This is a genomic window from Cellulosimicrobium sp. BMG9.23 (genome assembly GCF_059159985.1).
Window position 1 is genome coordinate 121,175 of record NZ_JBZGBZ010000006.1, and the last position, 13,601, is coordinate 134,775.

Annotated in this window: 11 protein-coding genes, 33 tRNA genes and 1 other RNA gene; 41 read left to right on the forward strand and 4 right to left on the reverse strand. The window is 71.4% G+C overall.

Features of this window, described 5'->3' with window-relative positions; all coding sequences use genetic code 11:
• Window positions 1–36 precede the first annotated feature (36 nt).
• From AC4H2G_RS11415 to AC4H2G_RS11430, 4 genes are all read left to right on the forward strand, one after another.
• On the forward strand, window positions 37–1,155 hold the full coding sequence (locus AC4H2G_RS11415) for a hypothetical protein (protein WP_494365886.1): 1,119 nt from the start codon (window positions 37–39) through the stop codon (window positions 1,153–1,155).
• 215 nt (window positions 1,156–1,370) lie between these two features.
• Window positions 1,371–2,486, forward strand: coding sequence for an AAA family ATPase (locus AC4H2G_RS11420; protein WP_494365887.1), 1,116 nt, complete (start codon window positions 1,371–1,373; stop codon window positions 2,484–2,486).
• The gene (locus AC4H2G_RS11425; protein ID WP_494365888.1) at window positions 2,483–2,758 is read left to right on the forward strand and encodes a hypothetical protein; all 276 of its coding nucleotides are present in this window, start codon (window positions 2,483–2,485) and stop codon (window positions 2,756–2,758) included. Before AC4H2G_RS11420 ends, AC4H2G_RS11425 begins: the two co-directional genes overlap by 4 nt.
• Entirely contained in the window at window positions 2,751–2,966 is a 216-nt protein-coding gene (locus AC4H2G_RS11430) for a hypothetical protein (RefSeq protein ID WP_494365889.1), read from the forward strand. The genes AC4H2G_RS11425 and AC4H2G_RS11430 overlap by 8 nt, the downstream gene beginning before the upstream one ends.
• A gap of 1 nt (window position 2,967) precedes the next feature.
• Here AC4H2G_RS11430 and AC4H2G_RS11435 read toward each other — a convergent pair whose 3' ends face one another.
• The gene (locus AC4H2G_RS11435) at window positions 2,968–4,017 is read right to left on the reverse strand and encodes a KTSC domain-containing protein (RefSeq protein WP_494365890.1); all 1,050 of its coding nucleotides are present in this window, start codon (window positions 4,015–4,017) and stop codon (window positions 2,968–2,970) included.
• Window positions 4,018–4,263: 246 nt separating this feature from the next.
• Here AC4H2G_RS11435 and AC4H2G_RS11440 point away from each other — a divergent pair, with 246 nt between their 5' ends.
• The 36 genes from AC4H2G_RS11440 to AC4H2G_RS11615 all read left to right on the forward strand — a co-directional run bounded on the left by AC4H2G_RS11440 (window position 4,264) and on the right by AC4H2G_RS11615 (window position 9,809).
• The gene (locus tag AC4H2G_RS11440) at window positions 4,264–4,410 is read left to right on the forward strand and encodes a hypothetical protein (RefSeq protein ID WP_494365891.1); all 147 of its coding nucleotides are present in this window, start codon (window positions 4,264–4,266) and stop codon (window positions 4,408–4,410) included.
• 90 nt (window positions 4,411–4,500) lie between these two features.
• Window positions 4,501–4,573: transfer RNA gene (locus AC4H2G_RS11445), tRNA-Trp, on the forward strand.
• 221 nt (window positions 4,574–4,794) lie between these two features.
• Window positions 4,795–4,876, forward strand: a tRNA-Tyr gene (locus AC4H2G_RS11450).
• 263 nt (window positions 4,877–5,139) lie between these two features.
• A tRNA-Lys gene (locus tag AC4H2G_RS11455) sits at window positions 5,140–5,213 on the forward strand.
• A gap of 146 nt (window positions 5,214–5,359) precedes the next feature.
• A tRNA-Met gene (locus AC4H2G_RS11460) sits at window positions 5,360–5,432 on the forward strand.
• A 56-nt stretch (window positions 5,433–5,488) separates the two neighbouring features.
• A tRNA-Val gene (locus tag AC4H2G_RS11465) sits at window positions 5,489–5,563 on the forward strand.
• A gap of 24 nt (window positions 5,564–5,587) precedes the next feature.
• Window positions 5,588–5,665, forward strand: a tRNA-Glu gene (locus AC4H2G_RS11470).
• A tRNA-Met gene (locus tag AC4H2G_RS11475) sits at window positions 5,665–5,739 on the forward strand. The genes AC4H2G_RS11470 and AC4H2G_RS11475 overlap by 1 nt, the downstream gene beginning before the upstream one ends.
• 38 nt (window positions 5,740–5,777) lie before the next feature.
• Window positions 5,778–5,849: transfer RNA gene (locus AC4H2G_RS11480), tRNA-Arg, on the forward strand.
• 36 nt (window positions 5,850–5,885) lie between these two features.
• A tRNA-Leu gene (locus tag AC4H2G_RS11485) sits at window positions 5,886–5,971 on the forward strand.
• Window positions 5,972–5,975: 4 nt separating this feature from the next.
• A tRNA-Thr gene (locus tag AC4H2G_RS11490) sits at window positions 5,976–6,048 on the forward strand.
• A gap of 2 nt (window positions 6,049–6,050) precedes the next feature.
• A tRNA-Leu gene (locus AC4H2G_RS11495) sits at window positions 6,051–6,127 on the forward strand.
• A gap of 7 nt (window positions 6,128–6,134) precedes the next feature.
• Window positions 6,135–6,208 (forward strand) — tRNA-Leu (locus tag AC4H2G_RS11500).
• A gap of 99 nt (window positions 6,209–6,307) precedes the next feature.
• Window positions 6,308–6,398: transfer RNA gene (locus AC4H2G_RS11505), tRNA-Ser, on the forward strand.
• 124 nt (window positions 6,399–6,522) lie between these two features.
• A tRNA-Ala gene (locus AC4H2G_RS11510) sits at window positions 6,523–6,595 on the forward strand.
• A gap of 77 nt (window positions 6,596–6,672) precedes the next feature.
• Window positions 6,673–6,746: transfer RNA gene (locus AC4H2G_RS11515), tRNA-Asp, on the forward strand.
• Between the two features lie 24 nt (window positions 6,747–6,770).
• Window positions 6,771–7,126: a transfer-messenger RNA gene (ssrA, locus tag AC4H2G_RS11520) on the forward strand.
• 39 nt (window positions 7,127–7,165) lie between these two features.
• A tRNA-Thr gene (locus tag AC4H2G_RS11525) sits at window positions 7,166–7,238 on the forward strand.
• Window positions 7,239–7,263: 25 nt separating this feature from the next.
• Window positions 7,264–7,336 (forward strand) — tRNA-Thr (locus tag AC4H2G_RS11530).
• A gap of 19 nt (window positions 7,337–7,355) precedes the next feature.
• Window positions 7,356–7,428, forward strand: a tRNA-Glu gene (locus tag AC4H2G_RS11535).
• A 29-nt stretch (window positions 7,429–7,457) separates the two neighbouring features.
• A tRNA-Asn gene (locus tag AC4H2G_RS11540) sits at window positions 7,458–7,530 on the forward strand.
• A 4-nt stretch (window positions 7,531–7,534) separates the two neighbouring features.
• Window positions 7,535–7,621, forward strand: a tRNA-Ser gene (locus AC4H2G_RS11545).
• 117 nt (window positions 7,622–7,738) lie between these two features.
• A tRNA-Ser gene (locus AC4H2G_RS11550) sits at window positions 7,739–7,826 on the forward strand.
• A 114-nt stretch (window positions 7,827–7,940) separates the two neighbouring features.
• A tRNA-Gly gene (locus tag AC4H2G_RS11555) sits at window positions 7,941–8,014 on the forward strand.
• A 47-nt stretch (window positions 8,015–8,061) separates the two neighbouring features.
• A tRNA-Gly gene (locus tag AC4H2G_RS11560) sits at window positions 8,062–8,133 on the forward strand.
• A gap of 1 nt (window position 8,134) precedes the next feature.
• Window positions 8,135–8,207, forward strand: a tRNA-Pro gene (locus AC4H2G_RS11565).
• Between the two features lie 85 nt (window positions 8,208–8,292).
• Window positions 8,293–8,368 (forward strand) — tRNA-Arg (locus AC4H2G_RS11570).
• Between the two features lies 1 nt (window position 8,369).
• Window positions 8,370–8,444, forward strand: a tRNA-Val gene (locus AC4H2G_RS11575).
• A 43-nt stretch (window positions 8,445–8,487) separates the two neighbouring features.
• Window positions 8,488–8,560, forward strand: a tRNA-Phe gene (locus AC4H2G_RS11580).
• A 2-nt stretch (window positions 8,561–8,562) separates the two neighbouring features.
• Window positions 8,563–8,638: transfer RNA gene (locus tag AC4H2G_RS11585), tRNA-His, on the forward strand.
• A 116-nt stretch (window positions 8,639–8,754) separates the two neighbouring features.
• Window positions 8,755–8,825 (forward strand) — tRNA-Cys (locus AC4H2G_RS11590).
• 1 nt (window position 8,826) lies between these two features.
• Window positions 8,827–8,901 (forward strand) — tRNA-Arg (locus AC4H2G_RS11595).
• A 127-nt stretch (window positions 8,902–9,028) separates the two neighbouring features.
• Window positions 9,029–9,105, forward strand: a tRNA-Pro gene (locus tag AC4H2G_RS11600).
• A 1-nt stretch (window position 9,106) separates the two neighbouring features.
• A tRNA-Ile gene (locus AC4H2G_RS11605) sits at window positions 9,107–9,183 on the forward strand.
• 59 nt (window positions 9,184–9,242) lie between these two features.
• Window positions 9,243–9,315: transfer RNA gene (locus AC4H2G_RS11610), tRNA-Pro, on the forward strand.
• A 53-nt stretch (window positions 9,316–9,368) separates the two neighbouring features.
• Complete coding sequence (locus tag AC4H2G_RS11615) at window positions 9,369–9,809, forward strand: HNH endonuclease (RefSeq protein ID WP_494365892.1); 441 nt, start codon at window positions 9,369–9,371, stop codon at window positions 9,807–9,809.
• Window positions 9,810–9,927: 118 nt separating this feature from the next.
• Here the strand turns inward: AC4H2G_RS11615 and AC4H2G_RS11620 are convergent, their stop codons facing one another.
• Genes AC4H2G_RS11620 through AC4H2G_RS11630 form a run of 3 tightly spaced genes read right to left on the reverse strand, consistent with a single transcriptional unit; the run spans window position 9,928 to window position 12,927 of the window.
• Window positions 9,928–11,088, reverse strand: coding sequence for a hypothetical protein (locus tag AC4H2G_RS11620; protein ID WP_494365893.1), 1,161 nt, complete (start codon window positions 11,086–11,088; stop codon window positions 9,928–9,930).
• Window positions 11,085–12,155, reverse strand: a complete 1,071-nt coding sequence (locus tag AC4H2G_RS11625) for a hypothetical protein (protein WP_494365894.1) — start codon at window positions 12,153–12,155, stop codon at window positions 11,085–11,087. Before AC4H2G_RS11625 ends, AC4H2G_RS11620 begins: the two co-directional genes overlap by 4 nt.
• Before the next feature lie 40 nt (window positions 12,156–12,195).
• Window positions 12,196–12,927 (reverse strand): hypothetical protein, encoded by a 732-nt coding sequence (locus tag AC4H2G_RS11630; protein WP_494365895.1) that lies wholly within the window; start codon window positions 12,925–12,927, stop codon window positions 12,196–12,198.
• Window positions 12,928–13,011: 84 nt separating this feature from the next.
• Here AC4H2G_RS11630 and AC4H2G_RS11635 point away from each other — a divergent pair, with 84 nt between their 5' ends.
• Window positions 13,012–13,542: a hypothetical protein gene (locus tag AC4H2G_RS11635; protein WP_494365896.1), complete on the forward strand. Its 531-nt coding sequence runs from the start codon at window positions 13,012–13,014 to the stop codon at window positions 13,540–13,542.
• Window positions 13,543–13,601: the final 59 nt, after the last annotated feature.

Here is a 13,601-nt window from a genome sequence, read left to right on the forward strand (position 1 = left end):
CGGGCCGGGGACCAGGAACCGACCGATCCGTGAGGCATGAGCGCACAGAACCCCGGTGGCACGTCGAGCCCGCTGGACGAGTTCGACCTCCGGCAGCGGCAGGTCGCGACGACACGCGGACGGCCCGTCCCACGCATGGAGCAGCCCGTGATCCCGGTCCATCGCGGTGAGCCCGAATCCGGACCACCCGTCCAGCCGTCGTTCGTGTGGACCGACCCGCAGGACGACATCGCCCGCATCAAGACCGCCGACGCAGCCGTGCGACGCCTGACTCGGACCGGGCTGCTCGAGATCCTGGCCGACGAGTTCCAGCTCGTGGTCGACGACCGTACGACGGTCCGACGGATGGCGACCCTGCTGTCCGGCGCACGAGGTCAGGAGCACGGCCCCTCGGCGCGACGAGTGCTCGCCTACCTGACCGGACTCCCGGTCAGCTCCCGGCTGGTCATCATGGCGGACGTCCTGGCTCACGCGCGGTGGGCCCCGCTGGGCGTGGACACCCGCTCGTTCACGCACTGGGCCCAGGCCTACCAGGCACAGGACGAGCCGGTCGACGACCTGCTGCGGCAGATGCTGTCGAGGTTCTCACCGGCCGTGCGGTCGGGCCGCCTGAACTCCGTGGGCCGCATCGAGTCGTTTGGGGTCGACAAGGCGCGATACGGGGGCATGTCGAACGCCTGCCACACGTTCGCCACCGCCGAGCAGATGACGAGCACCTGGCACGCACACCAGCGCCTGGACCCGATCCTGCGTGAACGCCTCGTCCTTACCGGTGAGGTCGCCGTCCTGAGCCGCGCGCACGTCTTCGAGGACGCCGTGAGCGGCACGCTCAGCGTGCCGTTCAAGTCGCGTGTCGGGCGCGACGTCCTGCTCTGCTCGGGGACGAAGTCGGCGTCCTGCGTCCTGCAAGGGCTCGACGTCGACGGCGACGCCCTGCTCGGGTCGTTCAGCATGCCACCCCCGCGCAGCCCGAAGCGGACGTGGCTGCTGAGCGCGCTCCGGCAGGGAACCGACCTGTACGTCACGGACCGCCCCTTCGACGCGGCGCCGACCAAGGGCAGCAAGCGCCGGTGGGCAGACCCGGCGTCCGCGCACCTCGACCCTTCGACACGACGCCAGGTCCCGATGGACGTCGCGATGGCCGGCACGGCCTGAGGGGCCGCGCAGGCCCGGTTGTCCCACCCTCTGGGTGCACGACCGGGCGAGAGGGAAGAGGTAGACGAGTGCTCACCGCAGGAGCTTTGCGACCAGGCGTGGCGGTCGACAGGACAGCGACGACGACGGTCGACCAGCCTGCGCACGGGCCGAGGCCGCTGACGCCTGGGTCCCCGCTCGCGCGCGCTGTCTTCGAGGTCTGGTCCGGGCGACCCGTGACGGTGATCGACGCGCCTCCCGGGTCGGGCAAGTCGAGTCTCATCGGCGACACCGTCGCGCACCTGTTCAACCGCACCGACCTGACGATCGAGGTGGGTGCGTTCACCCGTGAGGCCGCGGTTTCGGCCGCGGAGCGGATCGCTGCGCTCGTCGGTCCGGGCATCGTGATGCTCGGCATCCGGTCCTGGCCCGCCGAACGCCTGCCGGCCGGTGTGCTGGCGTGGGATCCGGTGCGCGACGGGGACGAGCGCAGGATCGAGGTGAACACGCTCGCGTCGTTCTCCCGCCGCGCCGACCGGGTCGTGGACGTCCTGGTGATCGACGAGGCCTACCAGGCGACGTTCGAGCTCGCGTCGGGGGCTGCGGACCCAGCGAGCCAGGTCCTGCTCGTGGGGGACCCAGGTCAGATCGGGCCCGTCGTGACCGCCGACACCACGGCGTGGAACCTGATGCGCACCGCCCCGCACGAGCGGGCCCCGCGCGTGTTCTCGACCTACCCCGAGGTCGCGCACCTGCACCTGCCGAGCACGTACCGCCTCGGACAGGACACGGTCGACGTGATCGCGCCCTTGTACGACTTCTCGTTCGACTCCGCGCGAGCCGACCGGCACCTGGCAGGGCGCCGCGAGATCGAGACCTTGTCCGTGCCCAGGACGAGCGACCCGTACTCGAGCGCCACCGCCCGGGCGGTGGCGCGACGAGCCGCGGACCTGGCCGAGTCCGTCCTGGTCACCGCGTCGGGGCGCGAGCACCTGACGACGCAGGACGTCGCCGTGGTCGTCTCTCACAACGCGCAGCAATCCGCCGTCGAGGCGCATCTGGCCGACATGGGGGTGATCGGGGTGACGGTGGGAACTGCCGACCGCCTGCAGGGCGGGCAGTGGCACGCCGTGGTCGCGCTCGACCCCCTGACCGGCAAGGACGGGGTGTCCGCGCACGCACTGTCGTCGGGGCGGCTGTGCGTCATGGCGTCACGTCACATGACGCACCTGACCTGGGTCCACGACGGAGCGTGGCGAGGGTCGCTGACCGAGACGGCCGGGCTCGAGGGCGCAGAGGTCGCGAAGGGCCTCGCCGTGCGTGAGCGCATGATGCGGGCGGGAGCGAGGTGAGGCGGTTGTGGCCGACGGCGTTCTACGTGGTGAGCGGCGACCGGGCGGTGCGCCGCCTGCTCCTCGGCCCGTTCGACGAGAAGTCGTTGGCGGAGTGCGCCCTGCCCTACGCGCGCGAGCTCGCCGCGGACGAGCCGCACGCCCACCCGGGAGACATGGCCGTGTGCCGGGTGCGTGTTCGGCGCGGGGCAGCGGTGCTGCGTGGTGGGGAGTGGAACGAACGAGCCAACGCGCCGTACGCACTGACGGGGACGGGGTTCAAGCGTGGGTGATCTCGACGACGTGCAGTACCGCAGCCTGCTGCGCCGGTCGATGAACCGCAGCGACGAGGCAGCGATCGCCCGGCTGCTGGCGGCGTGCACGCCCGATCCGGACCGACGCCGCCAGCATCAGGCGCGGGCCGAGAGGCTCGACGGTGAGGCGCGTGACCTGATGCAGGCCGCGGACGCGCTGCTCGACCCTGCCCTCGTCGCGGCCTGAGTCAGCGGACGAGCGGCACCGGGTTGGCACGGTCGATCGCGCCGGCGGCGCGTGCCCGCACCATGTCCGGAGGCCGCTGGTGCGTGGTGCGCTGCACCCGGTCCGGGCAGGTGTGCTTGGCCCCGGCGAGGACGAACCGTCCACAGGCGGGGCAGGTGTCGACCTCCGCGCGTTCGGACCCCTTCACGAGCCGGTTGAACATCGCTCCGGGCGACGGCGCGTCGCGCACCTGCTGGTAGACGTCGGGCGGAACGTGGTGGGCGTACGCCTGGTCACGGACCTTGGTGACCATCGTCTGCGTGCTCGGGTCGTAGCCGACACCGCTGACCCAGCTCGAGCGCACCTGCTCCATCCTCACCCCGGTGGTGCGCTGCCGGTAGGCCTCGATGATCGACGTCGTCTCGGCGAGGGAGTGCGTCGGACGTGTGGACTCCAGCGCCGCGTTCACCGCGGCACGTGCGACGCGCGCCTGGTCGGTGTCCATGTTGAGCGGCTGCACGGACCAGGACGTCGGCGAGGTCCGAGTCGCCCGGACCCAGCCGGCGAGCTGGCCGCCCGGGTGGGTCAGCGAGATCGGGATGTCGATCGTGTCGTCGCCCTGCTCGCTCGAGAAGTCACGTACGCGCTCGACCGCGGGCATCCGGAGCCGGTAGCCGCGCCCGGAGTAGTCGGCTACGTCGACCGTGTCAGGCACCTTCGCCGGCTCCTCGCGACCGAACTGCGCGGTCACGGACTGCACGTCCCACCAGCCGCCGGGGGAGTGCGTCGACAGGTCGTCGTTGATGACGGCCGCGGGGATGAAGGCGTGGGAGTCAGCCAGGGCGCGGTAGCGGCGTTCGAGGGCGGGGGTCATCGCGAGCAGGGCGAGCTCGTCGGGCGCCCCGTCGGGGACGCGCTGGTCGGCGGACATGCCGTCGAAGTCCGCGGCGCGGATCCGCGACTCTGCCCCGAGTGCGTCGAGGCCGCCGTCTGCCTCGACCGTCGTCTTGGTCGCGAACCGGCCGGTCTTCTCGCGCGGGTGCGCACTCTCGTCGAAGGTGTGCGTGCTCATGCGAGGGGTGTTGACGGCCGCGCGGTCCGCCGAACGGGGCCGGGTGCACCGACTCGTCCGTTCAGACGGGTGAGCGACAAGTTGACGGTCGCCAAACCGCACAGATCACGGAGCTGTCGCAGCACGCGACACCCCGGGAAAACTGGAAGGAGAAGAATCGGGAAAAGGTATTGCATGACCGACTGTGGCGATGTAGCCTTCTTCTCGAAGTTGAACTGGACGACGAGACGAAGGCAGGTGATTGGGATGGGCCAGCAGATGCGCAAGCCCGCCGCCCTTCACTCCAGCCTGCCGTCGCAGCCGGAGCGCTTCCGCGTGCACTCGCTGGTGAACAGCGGATACGCGAACGAGCCGATGACCTGGGACGAGAGCCCCGAAGCCGCCGTGACCTGACCCCGTACGGGGGACGAGTCGAGGCCGCTTCGGGATCACCCGGGGCGGCCTTTCTCATGCACGGCCGTCCCCGGAACAACCTCATATCGAGTGGACGTGGCGCAACTGGTAGCGCAGCGGTCTCCAAAACCGAAGGGTGCAGGTTCGAGTCCTGCCGTCCGCGCTTTTCCCATGCATTGGCATGGTGCATTTGATCTGCCTTCGGGCAGGCATTGTCAACTGCACAGTGAACGAGAAGAATGACCGGCACGACGACTCGTCGTGGCGGCGCCCGGCGATGAACCCGCACGACGCGGGGGAGCCTGACTGCGCCACCACGCCGCGAGCTCGTCGACTGGTCGACGCCCGGCGCCCGCGGCCACGTGTCGCTCGCGCCGGGCTCTCGGGGGTGTCGCGTAGCGGCCATCGCAGCTGGCTGTAACCCAGCCGTCCACGGACATCGCAGGTTCGAGTCCTGCCACCCCCACGAGGCGTCGTCGCGGGAAGCAAGGCCCGCGACGACGCCACCGGTGACCGGGCGCCTCCCGGTGGCCGTGCCCTCACGAGGAGGCGTCGCCCCGGCGACGTGAGGCGGGTTCGATTCCCGCGGGGGAGAACTCCCGGACCGGGACCCGCCCAGACAGGCAGGGCGGCGCTCACGTACGCAGAACGGCACCGACGCGAGGTTCGAGACCCCGGGGAGCGTCGTGAGCGAGCACCACGGCCCGTGCAGAGCCGCGATCCGCGCACGCCCCGCTAGCTCAGCAGGTCAGAGCAGGCGGCTCTTAACCGTCGGGTCCGGGGTTCGAATCCCTGGCGGGGCACACAGGGCAGGCAGCGCGGGTTCGCCGCCGCGCGACGGGGAGCACCCCGAAGCTGTACTCCGTCCGGGCGGACACCTGCCGACACCACCCGGACGAGGACGACGAGGAACCACCAGGGCTGGCCCCTTGGCAGGCCCGACGTCTGCGCCGGGGGAGCACGGCAGGTTGTGCGGCCGACTCATGATCGGCAGGTCGCAGGTTCGATCCCTGCCCCCGGCACACCTGGACCGACCAGGTCCAGCAGCCCGCCACGCCGATTCGGCAACGGTGCGCACGCACGTCTAGCTCAGCGGCAGAGCAGCTGGCTTACACCCAGCCCCGCGGGGGTTCGAGTCCCTCGACGTGCACCAGGTCGCCGGCAACGCGGCGACCGAGCCCCCATGGTCTAGATGGTCGAGGACGCCTGATTCTCAGTCAGGAGGTATCCGGTTCGAGTCCGGCTGGGGGTACCAGCGCGGTAGAGCAGCTCGGTCAGCCCGCCGGCCTCATAAGCCGGAGGTCCCTGGTTCGAATCCAGGCCGCGCCATCACGTCGTCCCGGCCACCAGGCCGACTGGCGGCACCTGCCTTCGTGGTCCAACGGACACGACACCGGTCTACGGAACCGGGGACGGAGGTTCGACTCCTCCCGAGGGCACAGGGCCAGCGCGACGGCCTCGAGGTCGCGCCCCACGCCCCTGTGGTGGAACTGGAAGTCACGCCGGACTCAGACTCCGGTGCGCGGGAACGCGCGTGCGGGTTCGACTCCCGCTGGGGGCACCTCGCCCGCCTAGCTCATCAGGAAGAGCGTCCCCTTCGTACGGGGAAGGCGCCCGGTTCGAGTCCGGGGGTGGGCCCCGCTCTCGTAGCCCAACGGGTAGAGGCACACGGTCGAGGGCCGTGACAGTGCGCGTTCGAATCGCGCCGAGAGCACCATGACGACGCCCTCGTAGCCCAACGGGTAGAGGCAGCCGGCTCAAAACCGGCACAGTGCGCGTTCGAATCGCGCCGAGGGCACTCCTGCGAGACCTACTGATCAGACGCCCCCGCGGCGTGGTCTCGCCCACGACGGCACGCCCGTCGAACCTGCGCCAGCACGGGGCACGGCGCAGCACTGGAGGAGCCAGCCGACAGACGGCGGCGGCACCTGGTTCGAAAGCAGGCTGCGGGCATGGCCCGCGTATGGGTTCGACCCCCATCTCCTCCGCACGACCGACGAGAGACCCCGCCGCAGTGGTAGCGGGGCGAGCCCGGCACATGAACCGGGACGCGCAGGGCACGCGCGACGTCGGCCAGGTGCCAAGTCGTCCCGACTGCAGCGGGGCGGCCACGGGCTCGTAGCTCACCAGGGAGAGCGCCTGTCTTGCACACAGGAGGTAGCCGGTTCGAGTCCGGCCGGGTCCACGCAGCGCGACGTCACCTGATCGTCGCGCACCACCGCCAGGTGGCGCGGCACCGCAGCGCGACCTGCTGCGGTACGAGCTCTCGCAGGGCAGATGGAGTGCCCGCCTCGTTGTCAGCGAGGAGACCGCCGGTTCGAGTCCGGTCGAGAGCGCGGGGACCACGTGTCCCTCCCCTCGGGGCCGGTCGGTTTCGACGGGACGATCACGACCAGCAGAGTCGAGCCGGGGAAGGCGACGTCACCCCGTCACCAAGCCGTCGCAACCCATAGTCGCCAAGGCCGACTACACCCTCACCGCGTGAGGCGTCCCAGACGCGTGCAGCCGCACCGCGCGTCACCGGGGCGGAATCCAGTGCGGCTGACCGGCCGGCCCGTCGCAGGGCTCGGGGTTGGCCGGGACACCGCTCGTCCGCACCACCATCGCCGCCACCCGGGTCCCTCGGGCGATGGGAGACCGGACCCGGGCACGCTCGTGAACTCCTCTGCTGTCGCCGACGCCCCGGACCCGGGTTCGATTCCCGGCGGCTCCACGCTTGATCCCGACCCGCTGAGCGAAGCAGCGGGTCGGGCCCGCCCGCCTAGCTCAGCAGGAAGAGCGCGCCCTTGGTAGGGGCGAGGTCGCCGGTTCGACCCCGGCGGTGGGCTCCGGTCGTCGCACCCGCGACAACTCGCCTCCCTAGCTCAGCAGGTAGAGCAGCCGCCTTGTAAGCGGCAGGTCGCCGGTTCGACCCCGGCGGGGGGCTCACGGTGACGACCGCACCTGCCCCCATCGTCTAGCGGCCCAGGACCCCGGGTTTTCAGTCCGGTTGCGCCGGTTCGAATCCGGCTGGGGGTGCTTCACGTCGACCGCGCGTCGACGTCCGATCCGCGGTAGCTCAGCAGGCAGAGCGTCCGGTTGTTACCCGGCAGGTCCCAGGTTCGAACCCTGGTCGCGGAGCAGGGGATGGTTGGCAGAGCGGACGATCGCACCCGTCTTGAAAACGGGAGCCCGCGCGAGCGGGTCGAGGGTTCGAATCCCTCACCATCCGCGCACGGAGAGTGAACCGGCCAGGGGCCGGCGCCGGTTGCTAGCCGGACGGGCCGCGTGAGCGGCAGGGGATCAGGACCTCCTCTCTCCGCACGGTCAGCCCACGTCACGGGCTCAAGGAGGATGAACCGGCCAGGGGTCGGCTCCCGTTGGAAACGGGACGGGTCGCGCGAGCGGCTGGGGATCGAGACCTCCCTCCTCCGCCAGGTCGCCCGAGCCTGCGACCGGCGCGCGCTCCCACCGCGCACCGGATGCGAAGAGGGCGCGACCGGCGCCGCGGAGCGAGGTTCGACACGGTGTGCGACCCGGCGTCCGCACGTGTGGGTGTAGCTCAGCAGGTCAGAGCGCGACCTTGCCAAGGTCGAGGTCGCGGGTTCGAGTCCCGCTACCCACTCTCGAGCGCCTTGTGTGCCCCGTCTGCCCGACGAAAAAGGGTGCCAAGCAGACGTCGTCCAGCGGCCAGGACGCGACGCTTCCAACGTCGTCACGCGGGTTCGAGTCCCGCCGTCTGCTCCGGGGTGTAGGCCTGTCGGTAGGCCGCCTGCCTTGGGTGCAGGAGAGCGGGGGTTCGAGTCCCTCCATCCCGACGTTCGGTCCCCGGTGCTGCGCAGGCGTCGGCAGCCGGGCCTTGACCCCGGCCTTCCCAGGTTCGAGTCCTGGTCGGGGAGCACCGCGCGCGTAGCTCAGCGGACAGAGCACCGGCTTCCGAAGCCGGGGGCCGCAGGTTCGATCCCTGCCGCGCGCACCATGCACGGCTGGCTCAGCGGTAGAGCGCCCGCCTGACACGCGGGAGGTCCCAGGTTCGATCCCTGGGTCGTGCACCAGCGCCCGCAGAGGGCGCGGTCCTCGTGGCCGAACCTCTCGCACGCCGTCGTAGCTCAGCTGGAAGAGCGCTCGCCTGAAGAGCGAGAGGGCGCAGGTTCGATCCCTGCCGTCGGCACTGTGTCCGTAGCTCAGATGGCAGAGCGCCTGGATGTGGCCCAGGAGGTCGCGGGATCGAGACCCGTCGGACACCCCACGTAGCCGAACGACCAACCACGACCCCACGAGGAGACCGCGCGACGCGACAGGCGCCGACATCCCGGTGCCCGACGTACGGGACGTGGACTTTCTCCGCCCCCTCGGGCGGTCCACCGCGCTGTGGCCGAGAGGCAAGGCAGCGGCCTGCAAAGCCGTCCACGCCGGTTCGAGTCCGGCCAGCGCGTCGCCTCCGTAGCTCAGCGGACAGAGCACCCGGTTCCTATCCGGGAAGCCCGGGTTCGAATCCTGGCGGGGGCACCACACCGGCAACGTGCCGGTGCTCGATCGGGGTTGGTGTGTTGGCTCGCCAACGGGACTCTGACTCCCGCCTGCCCAGGTTCGATCCCTGGACCCCGAGCTCGGTCGCCGTCGACCATGGCGACCGCGACTGGCTGTAGCGCAGCGTGGCAGCGCGCCCCGTTCGGGACGGGGAGGTCGCAGGTTCGAGTCCTGCCAGCCGGACCATCCTCGTCTAGCTCACCAGGTCAGAGCGTCGCCCTGATAAGGCGGAGGTACCAGGTTCAAGTCCTGGGGCGAGGACCACGTGCCGGGCCCGCGTGCGGGGCCGGCACCACGACCGGGGAAGCCTCGAGCGTGGGCGACTGGGTGTGGCGCAGCAGGTAGCGCGCCCGGCTGGGGGCCGGGAGGTCGCAGGTTCGAACCCTGTCACCCGGACAACTTCTCGTTCACCGTGCAGTCCGCCGACGAGACGAGAAGGGAGCAGGGCCGTGGCCGACGTTCTGGTGCTCAACGCCGGCTACGAGCCGCTGCACCGCGTCTCGGTGCAGCACGCCATCCGCATGCTCGTGCGCCAGGTCGCCGTCGTCGAGGAAGAGGTCGACGGGCGGACGTTCGGCCCGTTCCCGATGCCTAGGGTGCTGCGCCTGGTGCGCTACGTCGCCATGCGGTGGCGATACCGTCGATCCCACGCGCCGGCGTGCACGAAGTCGGGCGTGCGCCAGCGCGACGGCCGGTGTGCGTACTGCGGCGGCCCGCCCGACACGGTCGACCACGTCGTCCCGCGCTCGCGCGGCGGGGACTCATCGTGGCTGAACCTCGTCGCGGCGTGCGCGGCGTGCAACGGGTTCAAGGCCGACCGAACCCCCGACGAGGCAGGGATGATCCTGCGGCTGGTGCCGCACGTGCCGGCGGTGGTCCTGGCCGCGTGACCCCGGATGAGGTCACGCGGCCAGGATGGAACCGTTGCTGGCCGGATCGGCGGCGGTCAGCCTTCCTCTGGGCTAGCGAGTAGCCTTCCCGCACGGTCCGGCACCTCCGCGTGGATCCTCACAGGCGCGTGAAGCGCAGCCGTCGCTCGATCGCACCGACGGCGGACTGTGCCCGATCCCTCGCCTCGGTGATCACCGCGGTGTTGCGCCGCCCGGACGACCGGGCGGCGTGCTCGGCCGAGGTCAAGGCGTCCACGAGGGACCGTGCCTCGACCAGCTCTTCCTCCCCGACGCCCGGCCCCGGGCCCTGCTCCTTGTGGGCGCGGTCCACGAGCTCGTCGGCGCGGGCAAGGTTGTACGACCCGCGGGCCGCGGTCTCCATGGTGTCGGCGAAGCGCGCGTAGGCGACGACCTTGGCGTGGTGCGCCTCGAGCTCTCCGACGTTCGGCGCGCCGGCGGCCAGCGCCTGGTCGAGCGTCGCCCTTGCCTCCTTGCGCAAGACGTACGCGTTGTCGACCGCCTGCGTCCACTGGCCCAGCGCGGCGGACGCCTGGTCGCGCACGTGCTCGCGCCGGGCCGCGTGCGCACGCTGCGCAAGTTCGCCGGAGTCCACGGCGACGACCGCCGCCGCGTCGACCAGGTCGCTCGACAGGACTTCGGCAGCGCCCTTGTCGCCGTCCGGGTAAACGAGGGCCGCGGTGGCGTCGCCGTACCCGGTGATGCGCCCCATCGACCTGTGCATGCCAAGGTTCTTCTTCGCGCCGTTCTTCCACCACTCCTGCTCGTGGGCGAGCTGGTCGGCGAAGTGGTCGATCGCGTCGGCGCGACGATCCTCGTCCAGACCCGCAGCCTGTGGCAGGCGGCCGCGCGCGAAGCGGTGGCGAGCGAGCTGGGCGACGTCCTCCGCGACGAGCTCGACGTGCTCGGCTCGCGCGGTCGGGGTCTCGTGCCCGTCGAGGATCGTCGGGTCGGCGAGGACCGCCGAGAGCTCGCTGAGCGCTTCCCGGCGACCACGGAGCATGCTGATGGTGCTGTCCGAGCCCTCGGGGGGCTGGTGCTGCTCTCGCTCCCACGCCTCGACGAGCAGCCCGTGCGCCCGGTCGTACTCCGCGCGCTCGGCGTCGCTGAGGTCCTTGGTCCGAGGCAGGTCCTGCACGAGGGCCTCGGTGCCGACGGGATCGAGTGCCCCCAGCCCGCCGTCCGCCTCGTCCACGGTTTTGGTCGCGAACCGACCGGACGTGTGCTCGCGCGGATGCTGGGTCTCGTCGAAGGTGTTCATGCCGGGGGTGTTGACGGCGCCGTGTGCTCACGGACTGCGCGCCTTGGCCCGAGCAACCGGTCGAGCACGGGAGCGACCAGCTCGTCGTGGAGATCCTCGATGTCCCCGCCGCTGAGCCGGTCGAGCTGGGCCGCAGGGACGACCCCGCGGTCGCGCACGACGTCGAGCATGGCGGCCACGGACGGGTAGCCCTGATCCCGCGCGGTGCGTGCGTAGTCCGCGTCGGGACGGGTAGCGCGCGCACGCGACCGCGAGGTGTCGCGTGCGAGATCGCTGACCGCGTGCTCGACGGCGTCGATGACGGGCCCGACGTCCTCGGTGTACATCCGCTCGACGTCGTCCGGCGTCAGGGAACCGAGCCGATCGTCGGCCCGGTTCCGGTTCGCCGCCGCACACAGCACGTCGTGCATCACCGGCAGACCCGCCCGCTCGCACGTTGTGTGCAGTCGGTCGCGCGCGGTGGGTGCCTCGTACCCCTCGTTCACGCGCCACCGGCGCAGCTCCTCCCTGTAGCTGTCCGTGCTGGTGTCCGGCGCCGGGCGCCCGGTCGATCCCACCAGCCTGGCGACCTCGTCGAGGTCGTCGGCAGACCACGACGACGTGCCGGCCAGATGCAGGGCGATCGCGTCGAGCGTGCGCTCGTCATCCGCCGGGCCCGTCAGACGCGGGTGCGCAGCACGCCAGCGTGCGAGGTCGGCCGCGTACCGCCCGGCGGTCGAGTCCCCAGGGTGGGGACGTCCGGTGGCCGCGATCGTGTCGGCCACGTCGGTGAGATAGTCGCCGGCGCTATCCCACTCATCGTCCTGCCCGAGCGTGAACGCGATGGTGTCCATGGCCCGCACCGCTGGAGATGCTCCGACGGCTCGGCGCTCCAGCTCGGCGACGCAGCCGTCGCACAGACCGTCGCTCGACAAGGTGCCGACGGCGTCGGAGCACGATGAACACTCCTGGCCTTCGTCTGCGCACAGCGCGCCCATCCCACCGTCGGCCTCGAGCGTGGTCTTCGTGGCGAACCGGCCGGTGCTCTCGCGCGGGTGCAGGGTCTCGTCGAACCTCTCGGTGCTCATGCCTGGGGTGTTGACGGCCGCGACGCGATCCGCACTCCCGTCAGGACAGCGTGAGCTCACGCTGCACCTGCCGCAGGAGCGACTTCGCGGGACCGGGCACGCTGGTCCAGCCGCCGGTCATCCGGGTCGAGAGCTCTCCCAGCGCCGCGTTCTGCTCCCAGTCCGGCACGGCGGACCCATCGGCACGCAAGAGCTTCAGGCCCCGCTCCTCGTGGAACTCCGACAGCGTGTACTCGTGGGTCCCGTCGACGACGATCCGCAGCCCGCCGTCACCCTCGTGCAGGCGGGTCCCGTCCGGCAGGCCGCCGCAGCGCGTGGCTGCGGCGGCGACGCGCGCCTGGCGCTCTCGAACGACGGTGCGCGTGGTGGCGAGGACCTGGTCCGGATCGAAGTGCAGACCGACGCTGGACGAGTCCGAGGTGAACGTGCCGTCGTCGCGCAGCTGCGCCGCGACCGCTTCGGGGTCGCCGCGCCCGTCCGCCGCGACGTCGATGGCGGCGGCCACGACTCCCTTCTCCGCGCCGCCGTCCACCCACCACGGAATGCCCGGGTAGGTGGACGGCGCGACGTCCGGGTGTCCTGCCAGCCTGTGTCGGAAGTCCTCCTGCTGGTCCACGCCGCCGTGCTTCGTCTCGCTCGAGGCGGCCGCCAGGGGTGCGGGCTCTCGGCTGAGCGCGCCGAGCCCACCCTCGGCCTCGACCGTGGCCTTGGTGGCGAACTTCCCGGTGGTTTCGCGCGGGTGCTGGGTCTCGTCGAACGTCTGGATGCTCATGGTGGTGATGTTGACGGCGCCCGGGTGCCGCAGACCGGGTGTCCCCGGCTGCGCCTACCCTGGCCGTGGCGAGGGGAGATCCGAATGAAGCCGGTGGCGTGCCGACGGTGCGGGACGCAGACTCTGCGCCTGGCCTGCTTCGACGGGGTCGTGCGCGAGTTCCACGCCTGGGAGTCCACCAACCCCGACATTCCCGAGGTTCAGCGGTGGTACGTGCACCTCAAGCGCGGGATGGTCAGCGGCGGTGAGGTGATCCGCCCCGCCGACGCGCCGTTCGTGACCGTGCACGCGTGCCGGCGGACTCGAACAGGGGGAGGGGAGACGCAGCGGGTCGACGAGGCGGGCAAGATCTACGCCGGTGGGGCGATCGCGCTGCGTACGGACGAGCCGACGGTCGCCCAGACGCCGCTGGGGATCCAGGGGTACCGCTGGACGTACCGGTGGCCCTCGAGCTACGCCCATGTCGTCGCGACGAGGATGCCGAGGTCGCTGTGCGGCAGCGCGGTGCTGCTGCCGGAGGAGATGAGCGCGCGTGAACGTGCGCGGGTCGACACGATGCGGGTGTGCCCGAGGTGCGTGCGGGTGAACGCTCGCCGGGAGGCGTCGCTGACCTGATTCCCGTCGCCGTGCGGTCGCGGTGGGCGGGCAGATGTGCAACGCTCTCCAGCAAATCC